This window comes from Stenotrophomonas sp. YJH_SMC_43 (assembly GCF_059372535.1).
In genome coordinates this window covers 173,127-197,495 of sequence record NZ_JCAFVQ010000002.1, presented here as the reverse complement: position 1 = coordinate 197,495, position 24,369 = coordinate 173,127, and the positions used below count along the sequence as shown (strand labels likewise).

Below are 24,369 nucleotides of genomic sequence, written 5' to 3'. Positions count from 1 at the left end.
ATCCAACCTGCACAATGGCCCATGCCGCGCGTACTCACCATCGAGGACGATCTTGTCACTGCGGAGGAAATCGCAACCGAGCTGCGCAGCCATGGCTTCGAGGTCGACGTTGCCGTTGATGGCACTGCCGGCCTCGCATTGGCGCGTGCGGGCGACTACGCGGTGATCACCCTGGACCGCATGCTGCCTGGCATTGATGGCCTGGCGCTGGTCACTGCGCTGCGGCGAGAAGGAATCGTCACCCCCGTACTGATGATCAGCGCGCTGTCGGACGTGGACGAGCGCGTGCGCGGCCTGCGTGCAGGCGGCGACGATTACCTGACCAAGCCGTTCGCCTCCGATGAGATGGCAGCCCGCGTGGAGGTATTGATCCGTCGCCAGAGCCAGGCCGGCCCTGCCGACAGTGTCCTGCATGCCGGCGACCTCGAACTGGATCTGATGACCCGTTCGGCCCGGCGTGGTGGGCAGGAAATCAGCCTGCTGCCGACCGAATTCAAGCTGCTCGAATTCCTGGTCCGCAATGCCGGCCAGGTGGTCACCCGCAGCATGCTGTTCCAGGAAGTCTGGGGCTATCACTTCGACCCCGGCACCAACCTGATCGATGTCCACATCGGCCGCGTGCGCAAGCGCATCGAGCAGCCGGGCCGCCCGCAACCCATCACCACCGTACGTGGAACCGGCTATGTCTTCGATGCGCAATCCTGACCAGTGGCGCTCGTCCAGCAGCCGCCTGCTCGGGTTGTACTGCATCCTGTTCGTGGCCTGGTCGAGCCTGCTGCTGGGGGTGATGTACTGGCGCATCTCGGACTATCTCAATGACCTGACCGAATCCGGGCTGCAGCAGCGTGCCCATCTGTTCATGGCATTCGACGGCCAGGCACTGGACGATGCGTTGCGCGACAGCCAGCGCTTCGACCTGCACCAGGTCTACACCTACGGATTGTTCAGCGGCGACGGCGCGCCATTGGCTGGACCGCTGACCGCCATCCCAGCGGGACTGCCGCTGGATGGCAGCTCGCATCCGGTGGAAGGCTGGACATTGGTCGATGGAAAGCACGAGAGCGGCGGCAGCGCACTTGGCGTAGCGACCCGGGACGGGCGGACGCTGGTGTTCGTGCGCCAGAACGGCAAGCTCATGGCGGTCAACAGCATCATTCTCGATGCACTGCTGTGGGGCGTGTCGCTGACCGTCATCCCTGGCCTGGTCGGATGGCATCTGCTGCGCCGGCGCCCGTTGAAGCGGATCCAGCAGATCGAAGCGGCCACCAGCCGCATCGTCGCCGGCGACCTCGGCCAGCGCCTGCCGGTATCCAACCGTCGCGACGAGATCGATCGGCTGTCGAGCATCGTCAATGCCATGCTCGAACGCATCGAGCAGCTGATGACCGAGGTCAAAGGCGTGTGCGACAGCATCGCCCATGATCTGCGCACCCCGCTCACCCGACTGCGGGCGCATCTGTACCGCATGCGCGTCGGTCTGGACGAACAGGATCCGCATGCCGCCCCGCTGGACAAGGCACTGGCGGAAACGGACATGCTGATGGCGCGCTTCACCGCGCTGCTGCGGGTATCCGAACTGGAAAGCCACCAGCGGCGTTCGGCCTTCGACGAGGTCGACCTAGCCGAGCTGCTGCAGGAACTGCACCAGTTCTACCTGCCACTGGCCGAAGAGAAGCAGCAGTTGCTGGAGCTGCAGGTGGATCCACAGGCCGGCCTGCTGCGCGGCGACCGTGAGCTGTTGTTCGAAGCGGTGGCGAACCTGCTGTCCAACGCCCTGCAGTTCACCCCTGCGCACGGCCGCATCCTGCTGCGTGCGGTCGATGATCACGGCGCGCCGAGGATCGATGTGATCGACAATGGACCCGGCATCCCGCCGCAGGATCGCACGCTGATCTACCAGCGCTTCTTCCGCGGCAGCAGCAGTGCCGGCCAGGGACCTGGATTCGGCTTGGGCCTGTCGATCGTGGCCGCCATTGCCGGCCTGCACGGCTTCCGGCTGCGTGTGGGCAGCACCCCGGGCGGCGGCGCCTGGCTGAGCATCCGCGGCACCTCGGATGGCCTGCCCTGACGCCTGTCCCGAGCGATTCAATCGCATTTGGGAATCATTTGTATTTGCAGTCGAGCATCCGGATAATCCGCCGTCACCGCCTTCCCGGATTCCTGACGATGCCCGCCCTGTCGCCGCGCCGCCCGCTGCTGTACACGCTTGCCCTGCCCACCCTGCTGGCCTCGGCCGTCGCCCAGGCCCAGGACGGCCCGGCGGCACGCACCCTGGACAAGGTGACCGTGGTGGCCGAGCGGGCCAGCACCGCGACCAAGACCGACACCGCCCTGACCGAGACGCCGCAGGCGATCAGCGTGGTCACCCAGCAGCTGTTCACCGATCGCGGCGCGCACAACCTGCAGGAAGTGCTGCGCTACAGCGCCGGCGTCACCGCCGATGCCTGGGGCCTGGATACCCGCAACGACGCGACCTCGGTACGCGGGCTGGACCCCGTGCAGTACCAGGATGGCCTGCGCCGCAGCTACGGTTTCAGCCCTCTCGCCCGCCCGGAAATCTATGGCCTGGAGCGGGTGGAAGTGCTGCGCGGCCCGTCCTCGGTGCTGTACGGTGCCGGCGCCACCGGCGGCATCATCAATGCGATGAGCAAGCGCCCGACCTTCGGCGCCCTCACGGGCGAGGTCGGCGTGCAGTTCGGCAGCTTCGACCGCAGGCAGCTTCAGGGTGACATTGGCGGCGCCTTGAACGATGCCGGTACGCTTGCCGGCCGCTTCGTCGGGCTGATGCGTGAATCCAACATGCAGACCGATGTACTCAACGATGACCGCATCTACCTGGCGCCCTCGATCAGCTGGCGCGGCGAACGCAGCACGCTGACCCTGCTGGCCAGCTATCAGCACGACAGGACCGGCTCCAGCCAGCAGTTCCTGCCGCTGGCCGCGACCCTGCTGGCACTGCCGGGTCGCCGCCTGGGCACTTCCACCTTCATCGGCCACCCCGGCTTTGATCGCATCGATTCGCGCGTCTACAGCCTGACCGCGCTGTTCGACCACAGCTTCAATGACGTGCTCAGCCTGCGCTCGGCGGTGCGCTACATCGATGGCAGGACCACCCTGCAGCAGATGTACGTGGACAGCTACAGCAATCCGGCAGATCCCTTCATCGATGCCGACCACCGCGTGGTCAACCGCACCGCCTACGGCACCCGCCCCGACGTGCAGATCTTCAGCGCCGACAATGCGCTGCAGTTCGACTTCGCCACCGGTGCCTTCCAGCACCTGCTGCTGGCCGGGGTGGACTACAGCCAGTACAAGGAGCAGCTGCAGCGGCTGGATGCCACCGGCACGCCGATCGACATCTACGCCCCGGTGTCGGCCGCACCGGTCGTGCGTGGCTGGGATCGTCAGCCGGACCAGACCTCCACCCAGCTGGGTGTCTATGTGCAGGACCAGATCCGCTGGGCCGACCGCGTCTCGCTGGTGCTGGGCGCGCGCCGCGACCATGCGCGCTCGAAGACCGAAGGCCAGCCCAGCCAGACCGACAACGCGACGACCTACCGCGCCGGCCTGATCGGCGACCTCGGCGCCGGTGTATCGCCCTACCTGAGCTACAGCGAGTCGTTCCTGCCGGTCACTGGCCAGGACCTGTTCGGCCAGGCCTTCAAACCGATGCGTGGCCGCCAGAGCGAGGCCGGCATCAAGTGGCAGCCGGCACGCAACCTGCTGCTGACGATGGCGGCGTACCGCATCACCGAAACCAACCGGCAGACCAACGACCCGGACAACGTGCTGAACGTGGTGCAGACCGGGCAGATCCGCTCCAAGGGTATCGAGCTGGAAGGGCAGTTCCAGTTCGCCAACGACCTCACCATCACCGCCGCGGTGGCCCGCAACGAGGCCGAAGTCAGCCGCAGCAACTTCGCGCTGGAAGTGGGCCAGCGCCTCAACGACACCCCGCAGGACCTGGCCTCGGCCTGGGTCTCGAAGGGCTTCCAGCTTGACGACGCCGCACGCCTGCGCCTGGGCCTGGGCGTGCGCCACGTCGGCAACACCGTATCGCTGGGCAATGGCGGGCGCATCATCACGCCCAGCTACACGCTGGCCGATGCATTGGTGGAAGTGCAGGTGACCGACTGGACGATGGCATTGAACATCACCAACCTCACCGACAAGCGCTACTACGCCCCGTGCCGCACGTTTGGCGACTGCTTCGCCGGCTACCCGCGCGTGGTCACCGGCACCATCAGCTATCGGTTCTGAGCACGGCCAATGTCGGCCGCCGCAGCAGCAGGTGAAACACCACCGCGCATGCGGCGGTCAGCAGTGCCAGCAGACGCAGCAGCACCGCCAGCGCCTCGGCACTGGCGTGCTGCAGCTGCTCGCCGCTCATCGACGGCAGCAGTGCCTGCGCCTGTGCCTGCGTACCCGTGGCCAGATAGGCACCAGCGCGCGCCAACGATGCAGGCGATGCTCCCTGTAGATGCTCGCTGGCAATCAGCGACAGCACTGCTGTCACCGCCGCCAGCGCAATACCTTCGCCGGCCACCCGCACGGTGCCGAAGATGCCTGCAGCCATGCCGGCCCGCTGCACCGGCACCATGCTCACCGACAACCCATCCATCAGCCCCCACGGCAACGCCGTCCCTGCGCCGATCAGTGCCAGCCATGGCATCCACTGCCGCGGCGACGGATTGGCCGCATACCGCGACAGCAGATACAGGCCGCACGCACACACCAGCAGGCCAAGAGTGCACAGCCGTGCGCTGCCGATCCGTCCCGCCCAGCGCGCGGCCAACAGTGGCAGCACCAGCATCGGCGCAGACAGGGCCAGCATCTGCAGGCCAACCCACGTGGTGCTCTGCCCATGCACACCCAGGAGTTGAAGCGGCAACACCACCAGCAGCACCACGTAGCCGAGGCAGGTCGCCACCGGTAGCAGCTGGACGCCCAGGAACGCCGGTTGCGAGAACAGCGAGAGGTCCAGCAATGGGAATGGATGCATCCGTTCGATGCAGACGAACGCTGCGCCGAGCAACAGCGTGGCGAGCAATGCCAGTTGCACGCGCATGGCGTGCACGCCGAATTCGCCCAGCCACAGCAGGGCCAGCGTCAGCGCCGCCAGCATCATGCTGAAACCCAGCATGCCGCCGACATCCAGCCGGCCGCGCTCTCCATGGCTCTCAGGCAACACGCGCGCGCCCAGTGCGAAGGCCGCCAATGCCGGTAAACCACCGGCTGCGAACACACTGCGCCATCCCAGTGCCTGCAGCAGCAGGCCCGCCAGCAACGGCCCAAGCGCCAGCCCCGCACCGAACGTCGTGCCCAGCAGGGCGAAGACGCGGCCACGCGCCGGCCCCTGCCAGCCCTGCGCCAGCGCCGCAGTGCCCGAGGCCAGCGCGGCGGCGGCGGCAACGCCCTGCAGGCCGCGCGCCAGATCCAGCCACAGCAGCGTCGGGGCCACGCATACAGCGGTCGTAGCAGCGGTGAATCCGACCGTGCCCGTCAGGAACATCCGCCGACGGCCGTAGCGGTCGGCCAGGCCACCGGCAGCAAGCAGCAGGCTGCCGAAGGTCAGCATGAAGGCATTGGTCACCCAGGCCAACGCGGTGGGCGAGGCCCCCGCAGAACGAGCCAGCACCGGCACCGCGACGGCACCGGCCGAAAAGGACAACGGCAGCGCCAGCGCGGCCAGGCAGACCGCAAGCAGCGTCCAGTGCTGCTGCATGCGGACGGGTATAGGGCGTATCGAAACCGGGGCCATGTGGGCCTCCATCCATCAGGGGCGTTGATGATGGGCAGGCCGGTATTGCTGAAAAACAGGCTGGATGGACGTTGATTGCGGCCAGATGTTCCGCAATCATGCCCGCATGGACTCCATCTCCGCCCTGCTTGCCTTCGTCCGTACCACCGAAGCCGGCAGCATCGTCGGCGCTGCCCGCGTGCTCGGCCTGTCCGCCTCGGCGGTCGGCAAGCGTATCGCCCGCCTTGAGCAGGAACTCGGCACCCGCCTGTTCCATCGCACCACCCGCCGCGTGCACCTCACCGACGAAGGCGAACTGCTGCTGCAACGCTGCCGGCGTGCGTTGGATGAACTTTCCGAAGCGCAGGCAGACCTCGCGCAGCGACAGCACGCCCCCAGCGGGCTGCTGCGCATCGGTCTGCCCACCATCGGCTACCGCTTCCTGCTGCCGGTGCTGCCCGGCTTCCAGCAGCGCTACCCACAGGTGCAGCTGGAACTGGACTTCAACGACCGCATCGTCGATGTGGTCAGCGAAGGCCTCGACGCGGTGATACGCAGCGGCGAACTGGCCGATTCCAGCCTGACCGCACGGCGCCTGGGTGGCTTTCGTTTCATGCTCTGCGCGGCGCCTGGCTATCTGCAGGCGCACGGCATTCCCAGCGATGTGGGCGATCTGCGCATGCATGCGGCTCTGCGCTTCCGCTACCCGACTACCGGGAAGCTGCACCCCTGGCAGTTGCCGGGGGTGGAAGGCGATGCAGGCGCGCGCCTTCCGACGGCGATGACCTGCAACAACATGGAAGCCGTGCTGGCCGCCGCCATCGGCTGCATGGGCCTGGCCTGGATGCCCGACTTCCTGGCGGCCGACGCACTGGCCGACGGCCGCCTGCAACAGGTGCTGCCAGCGCTGCCCACGCACAAGGGGCAGTTCTCGCTGCTATGGCCCGGCGGGCGCCACCCCAGCGCACGGCTGCGGGTGTTCATCGACTATGCCGCTGCGCATCTGTTCCGCAGCGGCCAGGCATAGCCGATCCGCAGGATCAGCCGGTGGTCGCGGCCATCAGGAAATTGCGCACCACCGGCAACGCCTGTTCCGGGCGCGTGCAGAACTGAAGCGCGAAACACGCTGCATCGCCATCCAGCACACGGTAGACAATCTCCTGCGGACGAAAGCTGGCCATGCTGGCAGGCACGATCGCCACGCCGGCGTCTACGGCCACCAGTGACAACACCGCGTGCATGCCCTGTGCTTCCTGCACCACGCGCGGCGTGAATCCCGCCGCCGTGCACAGGCCCAGCACCTGTGCATGGAAGCCGATGCCCTCGCCCGCCGGCCAGGAAACGAACGGCTCGTCAGCCAGCATCGCCACACTGACCTCCGGCGCATCGGCCAATGCATGTGCACGAGGCAGCGCAATCGCCAAACGGTCGCGGTCGAAGTCGTGCAGCACCAGCTCAGCTGCGGGAATCGGTGGAATCAACACGCCGACGTCGATGCGCTGCTCACGCAACCACAGCTGCTGCTGGTGCGATGTGGCTTCCTGCAGATGCAGCTGCACCTGCGGATACCGTTGGCGGAAATGGCGGATCAGCCCCGGCAAGCGCCCGTACAGTGCACTTCCCACGTAACCTACGCGCAGACTGCCACTGTGCCCCGCTGCCGCTTCGCGCGTGCGCTGCAATGCCTGTTCGGCCTGCTGCAGGGTTGCCCGTGCTTCCGCCAGCAGGGTCTGCCCGGCCACGGTCAAGCCCAGGGTGCGATTGCCGCGCATGATCAGTTCGCTGCCCAGCTCATCTTCCAGCCGCCGGATTGCGGCCGTCAACGGCGGTTGCGACATGTGCAGGCGGGCCGCGGCGCGATGGAAATGCAGTTCTTCGGCCACGGCCACGAACTGGCGAAGCAGGCGCAGGTCGATCATCTCGAAGCAGACAGTAGGAACCTGCCTAGGGTACGCCCTCAACCACGCTGGTCCACGCTGGCGCGCGCGATGGCCGGCCACTGCAGGGCCACCGACTCGATGCTGTCCGCACTGACCGCACGCAGATCGCGCGGGTAGGCTACATGCGCGGCGTCCTGCAGGCGCAGTGCATGGAACTGCCCGTTGCTGGCACGCAGTGCCCACCCACCCTCCTGGCAGCGCGTGGATGCCAGATAGGCCACTCCTTGCGCAACGGCGTCCGGATGCAGTTCGTCGGGTTCGCCTTCGATGCCCCACATGCGCGTCTTCGCTACCGGCGAAACCGCATTGACCACGATGCCGTGCTCGGCGCCTTCCAGGGCCAGCACATTGACCAGGCCAAGCGCGGCCAGCTTGCCCATCGCATAGGCAGACAGTCCGCGCTGTGCGTACTGCGGATACAGCGCGCGATCGGAGGTGGTGATGACGATGCGGCCCCCGCCCGCCGCGCGCATCGCCGGCCACACCGCCTGCGCCAGCCACAGCGGCGTCTTCGCCGCCAGGCACAGCATCCGATCCAGCGCTTCGTCCGTGATCACTTCCAAGGCCTGGTATTCGACCCAGCCGGCGTTGTGGATCAGGAAGTCGATGCGCCCATGCTGGTGCAGCAGGTCCTGCAGGAGTGCGCCGCACCCCGCGCGATGATCGATGCGCCCGGACACGGCCTGCACGGAATGGCCCTGCGCCTGCAGCGCCTGGACACTGCGTTGGATGCGCTGCGGGTCATGGCCACAACCATCGGTGCCGGCACCGACGTCATGCATCACCACGTGCGCACCACGTTCGGCCAGCAGTCGGCTGTAGGCCAAGCCCAGCCCACCGGCGGCGCCCGTCACCAGGCCGACCTGGCCCTCAAAGGAAATTCGGGAAATCGGCTTCATTCGCACAGCTTCAGCCACACGCCACTGATAGGGCCAATACCATTGGCCGCACACCACGATACGCACACGCTATCGTCGAAAAAGGGGACGGAGGGGATTAAGTCGTTTCAGGCACAGCGGTGCCAAATACGACTTAATCCCCTCCGTCCCCTTTTTCTTCAGCGGCTGAAGTGGCGGGCGCCGGCGACGCAGAGCACGGCGGCCAGCGTCACCAGCACCATGCCCAGGCTGACCGACTCGTGCAGCAGCAATGCAGCCAGCGTCAGACCGAAGAAGGGTTGCAGCAGCTGCAACTGGCCGACAGCGGCGATGCCGCCTTGTGCCAGACCTCGATACCAGAACAGGAACCCAAGCAGCATGCTGAACACCGCCACGTAGCCCAGTGCCCACCATGCCGACGCGTCGACCGCTGCAAACGAGGCCGGTCGCATCAGCACAGTCAATGGAAGCATCACCGGTAGTGCCAGCAGCAGCGCCCAGCTGATCACCTGCCAGCCGCCGAGATCACGGGCAAGCCGACCGCCTTCAGCGTAGCCCAGTCCACACACCACGATCGCCGCCAGCATCAGCAGGTCGGCCTGCAACGAGGCCTCGATGCCGTTGCGCGCGGCATAGCCGACCACGCAGGCGCTGCCCAGCAGCGAGAACAGCCAGAACGCCGGGCGCGGCCGATCGCCACCGCGCAGTACGCCGAACACTGCAGTGCTCAGCGGCAACAGGCCGAGGAACACGATGGTGTGCGCTGATGAGGCGTGGCGCAGGGCAAGCGCGGTCAGCAGCGGGAAGCCGACCACCACGCCAAGGCTGACCACCGCCAGCCCGGGCAGGTCGCTGCGTCGCGGAAAGGGTTGGCGCAACAGCAGCAACAGGCCCAGGCCGAGTATGGCGGCGATGGTGGCGCGCGCGGCGGTAACGAACCCGGCGTCCAGCTGCAGCACGGCCAGGCGGGTGGCCGGCAACGAGCCGGCAAAGATCACCACACCGATGAAGCCATTCATCCAACCACTCGCCGACCGTTCCACGTCTGTACTCCCGGGGTGCCGGGCGGTGCCCGGCGGGGTCTCCATGGAAGCACCTGCGGCCCGCGCCCCCCAGCTACAATCCAGTACAGTTTCAAATAACTGTACTGCCCACACTTACAGCACACTTTCGCCATGACGCGCCCGCTTACCCGCATCGAATCGGTCATCCAGGCCGTCCGTACCCGCATCGGCGCGCGGGTGGATGGCCCCGGCTCACGCCTGCCCTCGGTGCGTGCGCAGGCGGCGGCGATGGGCGTGTCGGTCTCCACCGTGGTCGAGGCCTACGAGCGCCTCGCCGCCGAAGGGCTGATCAGCGCGCGTGCCGGTTCCGGCTTCTATGTCAGTGGACCGGCCGCACCGCTCGCCCTGGCCGAAATGGAACCACGCCTGGACCGCGCGGTGGACCCGCTGTGGGTGTCGCGGCAATCGCTGGAAACGCCGGCGGGCCACCTCAAGCCGGGCTGCGGCTGGATGCCCAGTGATTGGCTGTATCACGACGGCGTGCGCCGCGGCCTGCGCCGACTGGCGCGTGCCGATGCCATGCAGCTGGTCGACTACGCCGGTCCGCTCGGGCTGCCCGCATTGCGCCAGCTGCTGCAACGGCGCAGCGCGGCGCTGGGCATTGATGCACCGATTGAGCAGATCCTGCTGACCGAATCCGGTACGCACGCGGTCGATCTGCTCTGCCGTTTCCTGCTCAAGCCCGGCGACTGCGTGCTGGTGGATGATCCAAGCTACTTCAACTACCACGCGCTGCTGAAGGCGCACCAGGTGCAGGCCATCGGCGTGCCGTACACGCACAGCGGCCCGGACCTGGAGGCGTTCGCGCAGGCACTGCAGGCGCATTCGCCGCGGCTGTACATCACCAACTCGGGCCTGCACAACCCGACCGGCGCAGTGCTCTCGGCCAGCACCGCGCATCGGCTGCTGGGGCTGGCCGAACGCAGCGAACTGATCATCGTCGAGGACGACATCTTCGCCGACTTCGAACTGCAGCCGGCACCGCGCCTTGCTGCGCTGGATGGGCTGTCGCGGGTGATCCACGTCGGCAGCTTCTCCAAGACCCTGTCGGCCGCTTCGCGCTGTGGCTACATCGCTGCACGCCACGACTGGATCGAAGCGCTGACCGACCTGAAGCTGGCCACCAGCTTCGGCGGCGGCCATCTGGCGATGCAGTTGATGCACATCGCGCTGACCGACAGTGGCTATCGCCGCCACATGCAATCGGTGCGCTCGCGCCTGGCCGATGCGCGCCGGCACACACTGCGGAAACTGCACACGCTGGGCATCACGCCGTGGCTGCAACCGGAAGCCGGCCTGTTCCTCTGGTGCCAGCTTCCCGATGGCCGCGATGCTGCTGCGCTGGCACGGCAGTGCCTGCGCGAAGGCATCGTTCTGGCCCCGGGCAACGCGTTCAGCCAATCGCAGCGCGCGGCCGACTATGTGCGTTTCAACGTCTCGCAGTGCCAGGACCCGAGGATCTGGCAGGTACTGGCACGCGCGCTGCGTTGAGCTGGTAATGCGCGACCAGCGCATCCACCACCACGCGCACGCCCGGCAGCTGGCCGCGACGATGCGGCAGCAGCACGCTGGTGGTGACTTCGCCGGCATGCCACGCCGGCAGGACCTGCTGCAGGCGGCCAGCAGCGATGGCCGCCGCACACAGGCTGTAGGGCAGCACGGTGATGCCAAGACCCGCTTCTGCCGCCGCGATCAGCAGCTGCGATTCATTGCCGACCAGCGCCACCTGCGGCTCCACCTGCACGGTGCCGGCGTCGGCGCTGTGCAGCGTCCAGCGCGTTGCATGGCGCGCGGTCAGCAGGCCGGCATGCGCGCGTAGCTGCTCGGGCGTGTCCACTGCCGGCGCGGCTGCCAGATAACCAGGGGACGCCACCAGCACGATGCGTTCGCTACCGAGCATTCGCTGCACCAACCCGGAATCCGGCAGCGGACCGAAGTGGCTGCGCAGGGCGATGTCGATGCCCTCCTGCGCCAGATCGATGAAACGATCACTCACTTCAACTTCGATGCGCAGCCGCGGATAGCGGCGGGCCAACGCGGGCAGGCACGCGGCGAGCTCGCCCTGCACCACCGGAATCGAAGCGCTGATGCGCACGGTGCCGCTGGGTTCGGCCTGGCGGTCGCGGACAATGGCCTCCGCAGCCTCTACCTCCGACAACGCCGCGCGTGCGCGTTCGAAGAACTCTTGGCCGACCTCGGTCAGCGCGAAGCGGCGCGAACTGCGTTGCAGCAGCCGCACTTCGAGGTGTTCTTCCAGCAGCGCCACGCGCTTGCTAAGGGTCGAGCGCGGCAGGCCCAGATGGCGCCCACCTGCGGCGAAACCACCCTGCTCCACTGCGGTCACGAACAGGGCCAGATCATTGAGGTTGAGCATGCGCAACGTCCACACGTGTGGACTTCAGGATGCCATTCGGACGGCTTCAGCGGCAATGTCCATGCTGGCACGCTTTCCTCACCCGCCGCATCGCGGCTCGAACCGGAAATCTGCCATGACCCCGATCCTCTTCTACGGCGTGCCCTCGGGCTGCTCGTTCGGCTCCATCGTTGCACTGGAGTGGCTGCGCCAGCCTTACCAGCTGTGCCGCATCGACATGCCCGGCCAGGTGCAGGGCGAAGACTACCGCCGCCTCAATCCACTGGGCGAAACCCCGACCCTGCGAACCCCGCAGGGCGAGCTGCTCAGCGAGAGCCTGGCCATCCTCAACCACCTGGCTGCGAAGGGCATCGCGCAGGGGCTGGGCTTCGCACAGGGCACGGCTGGCTTCGATCGCCTCAACCACCGGCTGGCCTATCTCAACACCAGCTTCTTCGGTGCCTACGCGCCGCTCTGGCACGCACTGGAGCATGCGGAAGGTGATGAAGCCGAGGTGCTGGGTGCCTATGGCACGACCAAGGTGCGCCACGCCCACCAGGCGCTGGAGCAGATGATCGGTACGGGCCCGTGGCTGCTGGGCGAACAGCGCAGCTTCGCCGATGCCTACTTCGCCGGCATCGCGCGCTGGAACGACTATCACCAGGTGGTCGACCGCCGCGAGTTCCCCAGGGTGCAGCAGCTGTTCGAACGCCTGCAGGACGACGCGGGCGTGCAGTTCGCCCACGCCATCGAAGCGCAGCAGCCGGCAACCAGCAGTGGTGGCTTCCTCGGCGAGGTGAGGCTGGAAGACGTGCTTGAGGCCGCAGCGGCCTGAGCCCTGTGCTGTCTCTGCGGCAGCGGCGCGCAATGCCTCTTGCGCGCCGCGCTACAGTGGTCTGTCCCCGTCGAAGGAATCCGCACATGTCCACGTTCTCCGACCCGCAGGCGGTGGCCCGCTATGCCGAAGCACCGCTGCGCCAGGTGCCCGGTTTCCTCGCGTTGCAGCAGATGAGCCGCCTGCTGCTGGCCGAACGCGTTCCCGCACAGGGCCGCGTGCTGGTACTCGGTGCCGGTGGCGGGCTTGAGCTGAAGGCCTTCGCCGAGGCACAGCCGGGCTGGCAGTTGCTCGGCGTGGATCCGGCCGCACCGATGCTGGCCCTGGCCGAACAGACACTGGGTCCGCTGAAGTCGCGCGTGCAGCTGCTGGAAGGCTACATCGACGATGCGCCCGATCTGCGCTTCGACGGTGCCAGCTGCCTGTTGACCCTGCACTTCCTCGACGCCGCGCAGCGCCTGCACACGTTGCGCGAGCTGCACCGGCGCCTGCAGCCCGGCGCGCCGCTGGTGGTGGCGCACCACAGCGTGCCGCAGGATCCGGCCGGCAAGCTGCGCTGGTTGCAGCGCTACGCGGCGTTCGCCGAAGCCTCGGGGGTTGCCCGCGCCGATGCGCAGCGCGCGATCGAGGCCATTGCCGAGCGGCTGCCGCTGCTGGCGCCCGAGCAGGAGGTCGCCCTGCTGCAGGAGGCCGGCTTCGACGACGTGGAGCTGTTCTATGCCGGCTTCAGCTTCAAGGGCTGGGTGGCGTACGCCAGGTGATGCCTACGGCACCACGGTGATGCCGATGCGCTGCATCAACAGCGCCACCTGCTGCACGTCCAGCGTGGCGCCGCGCAGGTTGGTCCTGCGCAGGTCCAGCTCGCCCAGCTCGGAGTTGGTCAGATCACAGTCGGTGAAGTTGGCGCTGTTCCAGTCGATGCCCTCGAACTGGCCGCCGGACAGGTCCGAGCCGGCGAAGCTGGCGCCACTCACGTTCGCACCGTCCCAACGGTTTTCCCATAGCTCGCACTTCTCCAGCGTCACCCGCGAGAAATTGGCATAGCGCAGGTTCGACTTCTTGATGAAGGCACTGCAGAACCCGCTGCGCGTGGTGATCTGGTTCATGAAGCTGGCGTTGCTGAAGTCCGCGCCCTGCGCACGGCACTCGCTGATCTCCAGGCCCAGTGCCTTGATGAAGTTGAAGTGGCACATGCTGATGTCGCAGCTGCGGAAGCTGGCTTCCTTCAGCGTGGCGCCGTTGAAGCGACAGCCGGCACGGCTGTCGGCATCGTAGAAACTGCAGTTGATGAACTCGGTGCCGGTCAGGTCCGCGCCGGAGAAATCGCACTCGTGGAACTGCTGATCGACCACTTTCTGGCCGGTGTACTGGTCTGCGCGGATGCGCAGCTTGCGGTGAACGGTCGGGGGCATCAGGGATTCCATGCCAGGTGCCCCGCCATGATGCCGGGCCGCAAAGGCGATCCATAGACCCCGGGTGCGGCCCGGTTTACCGGCAGTCCAGCCGCGCTGCGCCTACCCTGCCAAAATGCACGTTGTTGCACGTTAATGCACGAAGATGCAGACTTGCAGCATGAGCTCCGATTCCAGCCCCCTCCCCGCCCAGCGCACCCGGCAGATCCTCGAGGAACTGCGCCAGCAGGGCCGCGTGGTCGCCGCCGAACTGGCGCGCCGCTATGCCGTCTCCGAAGATTCGATCCGCCGCGACCTGCGCGAGCTGGCCGCCCAGGGCCTGTGCCAGCGTGTCTACGGGGGCGCCGTGCTGCCACCGCCAAAGGAACGCCCGCTGCGCGAGCGCCTGACCCGCGACCGCGGCGACAAGGCCGAGCTGGCCGCCCGCGTCTGCGCGCTGCTGCAACCCGACCAGGTCGTACTGCTTGATGCCGGTTCGACCAACCTGGCGATCGCCCAGCAGCTGCCGGCCGCTCTCGGGCTGACGGTGATCACCAATGCCCCGCAGATCGCCACCGCCGCCAGCCTGCTTGGAGGCACCTCGGTGCAGCTGATCGGCGGCCGCCTGGCCAGCGGTGGCGGTGCGGTCGGTGCCGAAGCGTTGGCCCAGGTGCAACGCCTGCGTGCCGATGTGTACCTGCCCGGCCCCTGCGCGGTGGACGGCGACACCGGCGTGTGGGCGATGGATGCCGAGGAAGCCACGCTCAAGCGCGCGATGGTGGCCTGCAGCAGCCGCATCATCGTCGCCGCCACCACTGAAAAGCTCGGCGCCCGCGGCCACTGGCAGATCGCCAGCCTGGACGAGATCGACGATCTGGTGCTGACCACCACCGCACCGCCCGCACTGGCAGCTCGCTTCCGCGCCGCCGGTATTGCGGTGCACCCCACTCCTCCCTGACCGTACCGCTCATGTCCCTCGCCAACCGCGCGCGTGCCGAACAGCACGCGACCCGCGCTGCATTCTTCATTCCCGGCTTCGCCACCGCGCTGTGGGCCACGCTGGTGCCCTTCGCCAAGGCACGTACCGGGATCAATGACGCGACGCTGGGCCTGGTACTGCTCTGCCTCGGTGCCGGTTCGCTGCTGGCGATGCCCTTGTCCGGCGTACTGGCCGCGCGCCTCGGCTGCCGCCGGGTGATGGTGGCCAGCAGCCTGCTGATCTGCCTGACGGTGCCCGGCCTGGCACTGTCCGGTTCGGCCTGGACGCTGGGACTGGTGCTGTTCGTGTTCGGTGCCGCCGTGGGCGCGATGGACTGCACGATGAACGTGCAGGCCGTCATCGTCGAGCGCGAAGCACGGCGCGTGATGATGTCCGGCTTCCATGCCTTCTTCAGCATCGGCGGCTTCCTCGGCGCGGCCACCATGACCGTGCTGCTGTCCGCACAGCTGCCCCCCTTGGCATCGGTGCTGATCGGCGTTGGCGCCATGCTGCTGGCGTTGCTGTTTTCGGCAGCGTACTGGCACAGCGAACGCATGCCGCACGACACACCGATGCTGGCCCTGCCGCACGGCATCGTGTTGTTCATCGGCGTGCTGGCGTTCGTTGCGTTCCTCGGCGAAGGTGCGATGCTGGATTGGAGCGCGGTGTTCCTCAGCGATGTGCGTCGCGTCGATGCCAGCCTCGCCGGTATCGGCTATGTGACCTTCACCCTGACCATGACCATCGCCCGCCTGTTCGGCGATGCACTGGTGGCGCGCGTGGGCCGCCAGCGCGCGATCGTTCTCGGCGCTCTGCTTGCTGCCGCTGGCGTGCTGGTGCTGACCCTGGTCACGCCATGGCAGGCGTCGCTGGCGGGCTATGTGCTGGTCGGCCTTGGCTGCGCCAACATCGCACCGGCGCTGTTCTCGCTGGCCGGCCACCAGACCCGCATGCCGGGTGCGCTGGCGATCACCGCCGTTTCCACGCTGGGCTTCGCCGGCATCCTTGCCGGACCGGCGCTGATCGGCTTCGCCGCCAACCATTTCGGCCTGATCGCCGCGTTCATCGGCGTGGCCACGGCCTTGTTGCTGGTTGCCGTGTCCACGCGCTGGCTGCGGGTGTAGCCCAGTGCATCAGCGCCGCCTGCGCCGCAGCTTCATCCGCAACCGGCGGTAGCCGATCACCGTGGCCGTTGCACACAACGCAGTACCCGCCAGGCTCAGCAGCAGCAACAGCCCCAACCGGGCACCTTCCTGACGCAGCATCGCAGGCAGGTCCCAGCTGTGCAGGAAGTAGAACAGCCAGCGCCCCACCCGCTCGCGATGCCCCATCGTCAGCAACGGATCGCCGGTGGCCAGGTCGAGATAGACGCGCGTCGCCTCGGCGTCGCCAAAGTCCACCACTGCCACCGGGAAGCGGCGTACCGCTGCACCATTCATGGCCTCTGGCGCACGCGGATAGAAGTAGGCATCCGCCGCATGCTGCACCACGAACCCCTGCATCGGTGCATCGGACAGCGCACGCACCTTCTGCTGCAGCCACGTTGCCGGAAGCAACCGCGTAACCTGCAGATGCCCATTGCTGCCGGACACGATGCGGGTATCACCCTGCCCGTCCAGCAGCACCGCGAACAGTTCACCACCGATCCGTCGCCACTGGATCTCCACCGGCCGGAAGCGCTCGGCATCGGCCACCGCCAGGAGCTTTGCCGGCTCACCCAACACGCCATCCACCGCCACCGCGCCACCCCGATAGCGTCCGCTGTCGATCGCCTCGCGCGTGCTGCTGAAGACGCCCAATGGATTCATCGACATCAGGCCGCTGAAAATCCAGGTGAACACGAAGGCCGCAGCACACAATCCGATCAGATGGTGCCAGCGCATCCACGACTCCACGTACGGCGTCTTCGCACCGGAACGATAGTGCCCACGGAAACGCCAGCGCCATACGCCCACCACGATGCCGCTGATCGCCGCCACCGTGCACAGTGCGGACAGCACGATCACCACCCACGTCCACACCGGGTCGACCGACTGCATGCGCAGGAAGTACAGCCAGTGCAGCCAGGCGCCCACATAGTTCCAGCGCTGCTGCACATGCGGGGCGTCCAGCACCACTTCGCCGGTGTGCGAGGACACATAAAGGTCACCCGGCTGCGCGCCCCCTACCTCCACCCGGTACAGCGGCCGGTGCGCGTCCAGCGCGCGCGAGTGCGTCCAGCGATCCTCTTCCACGCGCATCGCGCCCACGAACGCCTGGCCGCCAGCAAACTGTGCAGCGGACGCTTCGGCGCGCTGTGCCGACACCGGAAGCAGAACCTGGCCGGTGCGCGCAGACCAGGCGCCCAGGTTGCCGCCGCTTCGCACCACATACGCTGGCTCGCCGCGCAGCGTCGTCAGTGCCACGGCCTCCGGCTCTGCCTGCACGGCAGCTGGCAGTACCGACAGCCCCTGCCAGCCGCGGGCACCCCCCAGCAGCGGCAACGCCGCCAGCCGCTCACCCGGCGTCAGCTTCGGGTAGCCGATGAACAGCATCACCGTGCCACTCACGAACCACAGCAGCATCAGCAGGCACCCACCGATGCCCAGCCAGCGGTGCACCAGGTAGGTCCAGCGCTTGGCGGTGGATCGCAACGTCATCGCCAGCGTCCTCAGAAGCGATGGTCGACGGTGAATTCGACGCGCCGGTCCGCACCCAGCAACCACTGCGTACTGGTGTAGTACGCGGTGGCGTAGTACGCCTTGTCGAACACGTTGAACAGCCGCGCGGACAGTCGCGTGCGCGGTGCCGCCTGCCAGGTCAGCGCAAAGTCGGTGGTGCTGTAGCCGGGAAGTTCCAACGCGTTGGCATTGTCGGCGTAGCGCTTGCCGACATAGCGGATGCCCGCCGCTACGCTCCAGTCCGGCAGGAACTGCCAGCTCAACCATGCGTTGGCCAAGCGCTCGGCCACGTTCGGCGGTACGTTGCCATCGCGCGACACCAGCACCGCCGGCGAACCCGTGGTTTCCAGGAAGTCCTCGAACTCGGCCTTCAGCACCGTGGCGTTGGCATCGAGCGACCACTGCGGCGCGAAGTTCCAGTTCAAGGACGCCTCAATGCCACGCGAGGTCTGCGCGCCCACCTGCACGCGGCGGTCCGGCACCAGCGGATCGCGGCTGAGCAGACCGGTCTTGCGGATGCGATACGCCGCCAGCGTCCACTCGACGCCATCGAAGGCCTGCTTCAGGCCCACCTCGATCTGCCGGCCCTTGGCCAGATCAAAGGCACCGTTGGCTGGGCTGATCATCAGCAGTCCACTGACCGGATCCGCCGCCTGTGAGTACTGCGCGTAGAGGCTCAGCGCCGGTTGCAGCGCGAATACGGTACCTGCACGCCAGCCGGTGCTGCTGTAGGTCTTCGAGAACGCGTTCTGGCCACTGATCAGATCGGTGCGATCGATGCGCGCGCGGTCGTGGCGCAGCCCACCCAGTACCGACCAGCGTTCGCTCAACGCAAGCCGGTCCTCCACGAACAGCGCGTACTGCTCGGCGCGGTTGCGATAGCGCGGCAGGTTGGGCGCGTCGCTGGCGAACCGGCCTGGCACCGGATCGAACGGATCGACCGGGCCCGAGCTGCCGGCATAGGTGTTGTTGGTGTGCTTGAAGTGCGCACGATTGGCATCGAGGCCCACGGCAAAGCGGTTGGTCAGGCCCGCGATGTTTCCTTGTACCCGCAGTGTCGAGGTCAACCCGGTCTGGTCCTGGTTGTGGGTGATCTCGGTGTTGCCGGAGCGATCGATCAAACCGGTGGCGCGGTTGTAGACATAGGCCTCGGCATTGCGCCAGTCGCGCTGGCTGTCGATCTGGTAGACGCGGGTGCGCCATTCCACGTTCGAGGTCGGCGTCCACAGCGCATCAAGTTGGGTCCAGCGGTCGCGATAACGGATGTCGCTGTCCTCCACGTTGTAGTTGCGATGGCGAAGTGCTTCCAGCTGGTGGCCATCCACCGGCGGCGTGCCGAAGTAGCGCATCGGCTTCTGGTAGCCCTGCGCATGGGTGAGCGTCAGCTGCAGATCCGTCCGCGGCTGCCACAGCAAGGCACCGGAGAAGGTCGCGTCCCTGTTGCGCCCGCGATCGACCCATCCACCGCTGTAGTTGCCACTCACGTCCAGCCGATAGGCCAGGTCCGGGGTCAACGCACCGCCGCTGCCGAAGCCCAGGCGCGCAGTATCCTCGCTGCCGACGGTCACGCTGATCTCGTTCTCGATGGCGCTACGCGAGGGCTTCTTGGGCACGATGTTGATGACCCCGCCAATGGCGCCATCACCATGGATGACCGACGCCGGGCCGCGCAGTACTTCGATGCGTTCGGTCGACCAGGTATCGAACGGGAAGGTGATGCCCACGCCGCCGTACTGGCGAAGCCCGTCGTACAGGCGCATCACCGAGGCGCCATCGGTGAAGCCACGGCTGGACAACGCACTCAGGCCGTTGCCTGGGTGCGGCATCGCACTGATCGCGCCTGCCCGGCTGATCGCATCATTGAGGTTGGTGTCGCCCCGCTGTTCCAGTTGTTCGCGCGAGATCACGGTCAGGCTGGCCGGTGTCTGCAGCACGCTCAGGCCCAGCGCAGACCCGGCGCTGGCGGTGGAAGACAGTTCACCGCTGCGGGTGTCGACCACGCGCACGGTATCCAGCGTGGTCGGAGGTGGCGCATCGGCGGCAAGGGCGGGCACGGCGTACAACAGGGACATGCACAGCGCAGGCAGTGTCGCCCTGCGCAGGCGCGCGGAGTTGGGGTTGTTTTTCATTTGTTCACGGCATGCAAGGCCACCCCGCAATGGCAGGGCAGCAATCAGAAAGGGGCAAACACGCGCGTGCGGGCACCGGCCGTGGCCGGCAACCTCATGGAAGAACGTTCAGTGCAACACGCGTGCGGCTCAGACGGCCATCAAGGCCGGCGGCCCACGCGCTCCCAATGTGCCGCTGATCCGTTGCGGCAACGTCTGCACCGCACCGCGCAGCGCGCGGCACACCGGTGCCATCGGCGCCAACAGCAACACTGCCGCCACCAGCAGGGTGATCAGCCGTGCAGCGATCAGGCAGTAATCGCAGTCCACACCCATCTCATGGTCGGCGTGTGGATCGGCAGCCGGCTTCGGTGTCGATTCCCCGTTCTGCATTGCCATCGCGTGATGGTCATGGTGCGCTTCCATCGCGTGCTGTGCATGCTCTGCGTGCATCGCGTGATTCAAGGCTGCCACCGGTGCGGTGGCCGCAACGTGGTCATGCGCCAGCCAGCGGCTCACCAGCGGGGCGAGCAGCACCAGCAGCATGGCAAGCCATGCCAGGACCTGGAACCGGCGGTGGAGGACAGAACGACGCACGCCACCATTCTACGGGGCGATGGCCAACCTTGGACCGAGTTCAGGGCTTCCAGAAAGGCGGTGCGACGTTATGACGCAGCCGCGGACGCAGACGCTCTCCACGGCCCCAAAGGGGGACGGAAGGCGGCCTTACAGCCCCTTCCGTCCCCACATCGCATTGCTAGAACCGCGCGGGCTGCAGCACCGCACGTTCCAGGAACATGACGCCCGCCTGCAGGCTGTTGCGGGCGTTCTCCAACCAGCGCTCCGGATCGGCCACCGCAAATCGCTCCTGTGCATCCACATCACCCGAGTCGGCCAGGTCGGCCAACTGCAGATGGATGTGGTTCTCCACCAGGCTCACCAGCACGGCGAGCTCGGCCGACAATCCGGCGATGCGTTCGGTGAAGCCAGCGTCGTTGCTGTTCAGAGACATGTCCCCTGTTCCTATGCGTTGCGGTGTTGATGGATGGCTTCGAAACGCTCGGCGCAGGCAGGCCCACAGAACAGCCTGGCCGGATCGTTGTCGAAGTCTTCGCTGCAGTCCGGGTTGTGGCATTCCCCAATGGGCCTGAGTGGGGCAACGCTGCGGGCCCGCGTTGCGTGCTGGGCCAGTGCTCGTTGCAGATGGCGCGCGTCCAGTTCCTGCGCTTCGTCGATGGTGTCCGTCATGCGGGTTGTATTTTATCGAGGGGTCGTCGCACTGATTGAGAACGTCGCGGCCGCGGCCTGCGGCGCGCATGTGGCGTCAGGCCGGGGCATTTCATTGAGGTCGGCTTCAGTCATGCAGGCTCCTTGTGCATGGGCGCCCTGGCGGGCGTTCGAGAGAGAGTGAAGGGCCGCGTCGAACGGCGCGGCCATCATCCGGAAACCGGTTCTCGCCGATTGCGACACAAGACGGCGATGATGCGGATCTGCGATCGCAGTCGCATGTTGAACCGCGTGGAGCGCCTTTGGCGGATCCAGGGACAGCAGGTATCCAAAGGTGTTGCAAATGGCGGATCCATCGGACACCATGACCACATCAACACCTTCCATCACCTACTGACCACTTCGCGTCGGGCCGCCGCCGCATGGCCTGCACAGCGCAGGCATCGCACAGCGCCATTGCCATCCACGGTCGCTGTGCATCGAACAACGTTCCAAGGGGGTCCCGCCGAATGTACACACCGCACCCAACGCAGGACGTCGTCCCGGCGTTCCTGCAGGCCATGCATGCACACGGCATCGTGCCGGACGCACGCGGACGCGATGCACTCAACGCCGACGGCACGCTGGTGCGCTTCCACGTGGAGGGTGACCGTCGTGGCACCCGCAATGGCTGGGCGGTCCTGTTCGGCGACAACGTGCCCGCCGGCGAGTTCGGCAGCTGGCGTACCGGTACCCGTCACGCCTGGTGCGCGCAATCACCGGCCACGCTGAGTCCCACCGAGCAGCGCGCGATCCGGCAGCGCCAGGAATCGGCCCGGACCGAACGGGAGCGGCAACAACGCGAGCGCGAGGATGCCGCAGCCAAGGCCGCCAACGTACTGTGGCAGCGGGCCATGCCCGCCGACGACAGCCACCCCTATCTTGCCCGGAAGGGCGTGCACGCTCATGGCCTGCGCGTGGCAGCGTGGCCGGTACGCAACAGCGACGGGCTGGTGTTCCGCCACATCGAGAATGCGCTGTTGGTGCCGGTGGTGAACACTGCCGGACGCATCGTCTCCCTGCAGGCGATCCTTCCCCGTACCGACCCGGCACTGGGGCGCGACAAGGACTTCCTGGCCGGTGGCCGCAAGCAGGGCTGCTTCCATGTCATCGGCAAGCCATTGCCCGGGCATCCCATCGCCATTGCCGAGGGCTATGCCACCGCGGCATCGATCCATCAGGCCACCGGCTGGTGCGTCGTGGTCGCGTGGGATGCGGGCAACCTGACCGCCGTGGCCCGTGCCTGGCGCAACGCCGTACCCGATGCCTCGTTCGTGCTCTGCGCGGATAACGACCAATGGACGCGGCAACCACTGGAGAACCCTGGTGTCAGCCAGGCCACGCAGGCTGCGGTAGACATCGGTGCTCGGGTGGTCTGGCCGGAATTCGCCATCGTGCACGGCGACGATGATCGCCCCACCGACTTCAACGACCTGCATCGGCGTGAAGGCCTGGAAGCACTGCGCGCGCAGCTGCTTGCCGACCCACCGTGCGCGCCGGGCGAAGTCCCCGCCGAGAGCGGCACACGCTCCCCGGCCGCCGCGAGCTACCAGGTTCCCGGCAACCTCTCCGCCTTCGATACCTTCACTCCGTTCCCCGACAGCAGCGCACGCGGCCGCCCGTTGCCGACCGCGCGCAATCTCGCCGAGCTGTGCCGCCGCACCGGCGTTACGGTGCGTTACAACGTCATCCGCAAGGACTTGGAGATCTTGGTGCCGGACCTCCAGTCCACGATCGACAATGCCAAGGAGGTTGCCGCCGGCGAAGTGATGGACTGCATGCACCGTGCCGGCATGGCCACCGCCAGCTTCGAGACCAACCTGTGCCAGGTGGCCGAAGCCAATCCCTACAATCCCGTTGCCAGCTGGATCACCTCGCAGCCCTGGGATGGCCAGTCCCGCCTCCAGGCGTTCTTCGACACCGTGCAGGAAGCCCAGCCCACGCGCATGGCCGATGGCCGCATCCTGAAGGAGGTGCTGATGCGGCGCTGGCTGATCTCCGGCGTGGCGGCCGCCTTTGAACCGGATGGCGTGGTCGCGCGTGGTGTACTGACCTTCGTCTCCAGGCAGAATCTGGGCAAGACGCGCTGGGCACGGCAGCTGGCACCGGCCGAACTGCAGCTGATCGCCGATGGCGTGGTACTCGACCCCACCAACAAGGACAGCATCAAGCAGGTCATCTCCAAGTGGATCGTGGAGCTGGGTGAGGTCGACGCCACCTTCCGCCGCACTGATATCGCCGCGCTGAAATCATTCATCTCGCGCAGCCACGATGAAATCCGCCGGCCTTACGCACGCACCGAATCGCGCTATGCGCGGCGCACCATCCTGTTCGCCAGTGTCAACGACGAGCGCTTCCTGCGTGACGCGACCGGCAACAGCCGCTGGTGGACCGTGCATGCCGTGGCGTTGGGTGAACCGGCGCGGATCGACATGCAGCAGGTGTGGGCCGAAGCCCATGCGCTATACCGCAATGGCGAGACCTGGCACCTGTCCGGCGAAGAGCTGGATGCGCTCAATGCCACCAACAGCGAGCACGAACCCATCTCGCCTATCGCCGAGCTGATCGACCGCCACTTCGACTGGTCCCTCCCCGCCGAGCATTGGAGCACGCACTACCGTGCCACCGAGATCGTGATCGCGGTGGGCATCGACAAACCGAACCGGCGCGAGGTCAACGAGGCCGCCGCCTACGTGGTGAAGCGGCATGGCGTGCGCACCCGCGTGGTGGGCAAGGAACGGGCAAAGGTGTGGCTGATGCCACCGCGCAGCCGCAGCCTGTCCGAACACATCGCAGGACCGTTCTGATGCCACGCACCCATGATGGCCGCGAAGTCGGCAGCGACAGCGCCGAGTGGCGCCTCGACTGCGAGGCACGGCGCCTGCTGCAACTGGCGGGCTACCGCTGCATCGACGCTCAAGGGCGGTGCAGAACGATCAGCCCGCGCCGGCATCGCCAGCAGTACCTGGCGCGCGTACAGGCCACCCGGGGTTCTGTGGAGCGCGAGCGATTGGCGTCACTGGCGGTACGGCAATGGATCGCCAATCCCCCCTCCCAGCCCGCCGAGGATGCAAGTAGATGAAAGGTGTTGACTGGAGCGGTCCACAGAGGCAAGATGACTGTATCGGCCACGCCACCTTCCAGGAGCGCTTCCG

At 67.1% G+C, this 24,369-nt stretch carries 23 protein-coding genes; 11 read left to right on the top strand and 12 right to left on the bottom strand.

Annotated features, from left to right (window positions below):
• Positions 1–21: 21 nt before the first annotated feature.
• The 3 genes from AC5QAH_RS07260 (at position 22) to AC5QAH_RS07250 (ending at position 4,260) form a co-directional block, all read left to right on the top strand.
• Entirely contained in the window at positions 22–705 is a 684-nt protein-coding gene (locus tag AC5QAH_RS07260; protein WP_010483717.1) for a response regulator transcription factor, read from the top strand.
• Positions 692–2,068, top strand: coding sequence for a sensor histidine kinase (locus AC5QAH_RS07255; RefSeq protein ID WP_495232367.1), 1,377 nt, complete (start codon positions 692–694; stop codon positions 2,066–2,068). The genes AC5QAH_RS07260 and AC5QAH_RS07255 overlap by 14 nt, the downstream gene beginning before the upstream one ends.
• Positions 2,069–2,166: 98 nt before the next feature.
• Complete coding sequence (locus AC5QAH_RS07250) at positions 2,167–4,260, top strand: TonB-dependent siderophore receptor (RefSeq protein WP_495232224.1); 2,094 nt, start codon at positions 2,167–2,169, stop codon at positions 4,258–4,260.
• Here the strand turns inward: AC5QAH_RS07250 and AC5QAH_RS07245 are convergent.
• Complete coding sequence (locus tag AC5QAH_RS07245) at positions 4,244–5,761, bottom strand: MFS transporter (RefSeq protein WP_029379890.1); 1,518 nt, start codon at positions 5,759–5,761, stop codon at positions 4,244–4,246. The genes AC5QAH_RS07250 and AC5QAH_RS07245 overlap by 17 nt on opposite strands.
• Before the next feature lie 106 nt (positions 5,762–5,867).
• Between AC5QAH_RS07245 and AC5QAH_RS07240 the strand changes: the two genes are divergently transcribed.
• Positions 5,868–6,767 (top strand): LysR family transcriptional regulator, encoded by a 900-nt coding sequence (locus AC5QAH_RS07240; RefSeq protein WP_029550700.1) that lies wholly within the window; start codon positions 5,868–5,870, stop codon positions 6,765–6,767.
• A 13-nt stretch (positions 6,768–6,780) separates the two neighbouring features.
• Here AC5QAH_RS07240 and AC5QAH_RS07235 read toward each other — a convergent pair whose 3' ends face one another.
• The 3 genes from AC5QAH_RS07235 to AC5QAH_RS07225 form a co-directional block, all read right to left on the bottom strand.
• Positions 6,781–7,659, bottom strand: a complete 879-nt coding sequence (locus tag AC5QAH_RS07235) for a LysR family transcriptional regulator (RefSeq protein ID WP_049410223.1) — start codon at positions 7,657–7,659, stop codon at positions 6,781–6,783.
• 38 nt (positions 7,660–7,697) lie between these two features.
• Complete coding sequence (locus AC5QAH_RS07230) at positions 7,698–8,579, bottom strand: SDR family NAD(P)-dependent oxidoreductase (RefSeq protein WP_010483729.1); 882 nt, start codon at positions 8,577–8,579, stop codon at positions 7,698–7,700.
• Positions 8,580–8,737: 158 nt separating this feature from the next.
• Positions 8,738–9,601: a DMT family transporter gene (locus AC5QAH_RS07225; RefSeq protein WP_241874615.1), complete on the bottom strand. Its 864-nt coding sequence runs from the start codon at positions 9,599–9,601 to the stop codon at positions 8,738–8,740.
• Positions 9,602–9,733: 132 nt separating this feature from the next.
• Between AC5QAH_RS07225 and AC5QAH_RS07220 the strand changes: the two genes are divergently transcribed.
• Positions 9,734–11,113: an aminotransferase-like domain-containing protein gene (locus tag AC5QAH_RS07220; protein WP_049453567.1), complete on the top strand. Its 1,380-nt coding sequence runs from the start codon at positions 9,734–9,736 to the stop codon at positions 11,111–11,113.
• Here the strand turns inward: AC5QAH_RS07220 and AC5QAH_RS07215 are convergent.
• Complete coding sequence (locus AC5QAH_RS07215; RefSeq protein WP_010483735.1) at positions 11,052–11,996, bottom strand: LysR substrate-binding domain-containing protein; 945 nt, start codon at positions 11,994–11,996, stop codon at positions 11,052–11,054. The genes AC5QAH_RS07220 and AC5QAH_RS07215 overlap by 62 nt on opposite strands.
• Positions 11,997–12,111: 115 nt before the next feature.
• On the opposite strand from AC5QAH_RS07215, the gene AC5QAH_RS07210 reads away from it, so the two are divergent.
• Together AC5QAH_RS07210 and AC5QAH_RS07205 are read left to right on the top strand one after the other, a co-directional pair.
• Positions 12,112–12,810 carry a glutathione S-transferase family protein gene (locus tag AC5QAH_RS07210; protein WP_010483737.1) on the top strand — a complete coding sequence of 233 codons (699 nt, stop codon included), beginning with the start codon at positions 12,112–12,114 and terminating at the stop codon, positions 12,808–12,810.
• Between the two features lie 86 nt (positions 12,811–12,896).
• Positions 12,897–13,571 carry a class I SAM-dependent methyltransferase gene (locus tag AC5QAH_RS07205; protein WP_019336923.1) on the top strand — a complete coding sequence of 225 codons (675 nt, stop codon included), beginning with the start codon at positions 12,897–12,899 and terminating at the stop codon, positions 13,569–13,571.
• Positions 13,572–13,574: 3 nt separating this feature from the next.
• On the opposite strand, the gene smqnr is transcribed toward AC5QAH_RS07205, so the two are convergent.
• Positions 13,575–14,222 (bottom strand): SmQnr family pentapeptide repeat protein, encoded by a 648-nt coding sequence (gene smqnr, locus AC5QAH_RS07200; RefSeq protein ID WP_049453565.1) that lies wholly within the window; start codon positions 14,220–14,222, stop codon positions 13,575–13,577.
• 160 nt (positions 14,223–14,382) lie between these two features.
• On the opposite strand from smqnr, the gene AC5QAH_RS07195 reads away from it, so the two are divergent.
• Complete coding sequence (locus AC5QAH_RS07195) at positions 14,383–15,159, top strand: DeoR/GlpR family DNA-binding transcription regulator (RefSeq protein WP_049453563.1); 777 nt, start codon at positions 14,383–14,385, stop codon at positions 15,157–15,159.
• 11 nt (positions 15,160–15,170) lie between these two features.
• Positions 15,171–16,304, top strand: coding sequence for an MFS transporter (locus tag AC5QAH_RS07190; protein ID WP_495232223.1), 1,134 nt, complete (start codon positions 15,171–15,173; stop codon positions 16,302–16,304).
• 9 nt (positions 16,305–16,313) lie between these two features.
• Here the strand turns inward: AC5QAH_RS07190 and AC5QAH_RS07185 are convergent, their stop codons facing one another.
• The 6 genes from AC5QAH_RS07185 to AC5QAH_RS07160 all read right to left on the bottom strand — a co-directional run bounded on the left by AC5QAH_RS07185 (position 16,314) and on the right by AC5QAH_RS07160 (position 21,562).
• On the bottom strand, positions 16,314–17,819 hold the full coding sequence (locus AC5QAH_RS07185) for a PepSY domain-containing protein (RefSeq protein WP_495232222.1): 1,506 nt from the start codon (positions 17,817–17,819) through the stop codon (positions 16,314–16,316).
• Between the two features lie 11 nt (positions 17,820–17,830).
• A complete protein-coding gene (locus AC5QAH_RS07180; RefSeq protein WP_049453558.1) occupies positions 17,831–19,969 on the bottom strand; it encodes a TonB-dependent siderophore receptor in 2,139 nt (712 codons plus the stop codon).
• 129 nt (positions 19,970–20,098) lie between these two features.
• The gene (locus AC5QAH_RS07175; RefSeq protein WP_019336919.1) at positions 20,099–20,494 is read right to left on the bottom strand and encodes a DUF2946 family protein; all 396 of its coding nucleotides are present in this window, start codon (positions 20,492–20,494) and stop codon (positions 20,099–20,101) included.
• Between the two features lie 211 nt (positions 20,495–20,705).
• Positions 20,706–20,960 (bottom strand): hypothetical protein, encoded by a 255-nt coding sequence (locus AC5QAH_RS07170; protein WP_019336918.1) that lies wholly within the window; start codon positions 20,958–20,960, stop codon positions 20,706–20,708.
• An 11-nt stretch (positions 20,961–20,971) separates the two neighbouring features.
• Complete coding sequence (locus tag AC5QAH_RS07165) at positions 20,972–21,196, bottom strand: hypothetical protein (protein WP_010483754.1); 225 nt, start codon at positions 21,194–21,196, stop codon at positions 20,972–20,974.
• Positions 21,197–21,208: 12 nt separating this feature from the next.
• Positions 21,209–21,562, bottom strand: a complete 354-nt coding sequence (locus AC5QAH_RS07160; RefSeq protein ID WP_126559830.1) for a hypothetical protein — start codon at positions 21,560–21,562, stop codon at positions 21,209–21,211.
• 122 nt (positions 21,563–21,684) lie between these two features.
• Here AC5QAH_RS07160 and AC5QAH_RS07155 point away from each other — a divergent pair, with 122 nt between their 5' ends.
• Positions 21,685–24,021: a VapE domain-containing protein gene (locus AC5QAH_RS07155; RefSeq protein WP_049453554.1), complete on the top strand. Its 2,337-nt coding sequence runs from the start codon at positions 21,685–21,687 to the stop codon at positions 24,019–24,021.
• Complete coding sequence (locus AC5QAH_RS07150) at positions 24,021–24,296, top strand: hypothetical protein (RefSeq protein WP_043451685.1); 276 nt, start codon at positions 24,021–24,023, stop codon at positions 24,294–24,296. The genes AC5QAH_RS07155 and AC5QAH_RS07150 overlap by 1 nt, the downstream gene beginning before the upstream one ends.
• The last annotated feature ends 73 nt before the right edge of the window (positions 24,297–24,369 follow it).

Excerpts from the sequence above, each read along its gene's own strand:
- AC5QAH_RS07260 (WP_010483717.1), top strand. The coding sequence starts at position 22 with ATGCCGCGCGTACTCACCATCGAGGACGATCTTGTCACTGCGGAGGAA.
- AC5QAH_RS07255 (WP_495232367.1), top strand. The coding sequence starts at position 692 with ATGCGCAATCCTGACCAGTGGCGCTCGTCCAGCAGCCGCCTGCTCGGG.
- AC5QAH_RS07250 (WP_495232224.1), top strand. The coding sequence starts at position 2,167 with ATGCCCGCCCTGTCGCCGCGCCGCCCGCTGCTGTACACGCTTGCCCTG.
- AC5QAH_RS07245 (WP_029379890.1), bottom strand. The coding sequence starts at position 5,761 with ATGGCCCCGGTTTCGATACGCCCTATACCCGTCCGCATGCAGCAGCAC.
- AC5QAH_RS07240 (WP_029550700.1), top strand. The coding sequence starts at position 5,868 with ATGGACTCCATCTCCGCCCTGCTTGCCTTCGTCCGTACCACCGAAGCC.
- AC5QAH_RS07235 (WP_049410223.1), bottom strand. The coding sequence starts at position 7,659 with ATGATCGACCTGCGCCTGCTTCGCCAGTTCGTGGCCGTGGCCGAAGAA.
- AC5QAH_RS07230 (WP_010483729.1), bottom strand. The coding sequence starts at position 8,579 with ATGAAGCCGATTTCCCGAATTTCCTTTGAGGGCCAGGTCGGCCTGGTG.
- AC5QAH_RS07220 (WP_049453567.1), top strand. The coding sequence starts at position 9,734 with ATGACGCGCCCGCTTACCCGCATCGAATCGGTCATCCAGGCCGTCCGT.
- AC5QAH_RS07215 (WP_010483735.1), bottom strand. The coding sequence starts at position 11,996 with ATGCTCAACCTCAATGATCTGGCCCTGTTCGTGACCGCAGTGGAGCAG.
- AC5QAH_RS07210 (WP_010483737.1), top strand. The coding sequence starts at position 12,112 with ATGACCCCGATCCTCTTCTACGGCGTGCCCTCGGGCTGCTCGTTCGGC.
- AC5QAH_RS07205 (WP_019336923.1), top strand. The coding sequence starts at position 12,897 with ATGTCCACGTTCTCCGACCCGCAGGCGGTGGCCCGCTATGCCGAAGCA.
- smqnr (WP_049453565.1), bottom strand. The coding sequence starts at position 14,222 with ATGCCCCCGACCGTTCACCGCAAGCTGCGCATCCGCGCAGACCAGTAC.
- AC5QAH_RS07195 (WP_049453563.1), top strand. The coding sequence starts at position 14,383 with ATGAGCTCCGATTCCAGCCCCCTCCCCGCCCAGCGCACCCGGCAGATC.
- AC5QAH_RS07190 (WP_495232223.1), top strand. The coding sequence starts at position 15,171 with ATGTCCCTCGCCAACCGCGCGCGTGCCGAACAGCACGCGACCCGCGCT.
- AC5QAH_RS07185 (WP_495232222.1), bottom strand. The coding sequence starts at position 17,819 with ATGACGTTGCGATCCACCGCCAAGCGCTGGACCTACCTGGTGCACCGC.
- AC5QAH_RS07180 (WP_049453558.1), bottom strand. The coding sequence starts at position 19,969 with ATGAAAAACAACCCCAACTCCGCGCGCCTGCGCAGGGCGACACTGCCT.
- AC5QAH_RS07175 (WP_019336919.1), bottom strand. The coding sequence starts at position 20,494 with ATGCTGCTGGTGCTGCTCGCCCCGCTGGTGAGCCGCTGGCTGGCGCAT.
- AC5QAH_RS07170 (WP_019336918.1), bottom strand. The coding sequence starts at position 20,960 with ATGTCTCTGAACAGCAACGACGCTGGCTTCACCGAACGCATCGCCGGA.
- AC5QAH_RS07165 (WP_010483754.1), bottom strand. The coding sequence starts at position 21,196 with ATGACGGACACCATCGACGAAGCGCAGGAACTGGACGCGCGCCATCTG.
- AC5QAH_RS07160 (WP_126559830.1), bottom strand. The coding sequence starts at position 21,562 with ATGGAAGGTGTTGATGTGGTCATGGTGTCCGATGGATCCGCCATTTGC.
- AC5QAH_RS07155 (WP_049453554.1), top strand. The coding sequence starts at position 21,685 with ATGTACACACCGCACCCAACGCAGGACGTCGTCCCGGCGTTCCTGCAG.
- AC5QAH_RS07150 (WP_043451685.1), top strand. The coding sequence starts at position 24,021 with ATGCCACGCACCCATGATGGCCGCGAAGTCGGCAGCGACAGCGCCGAG.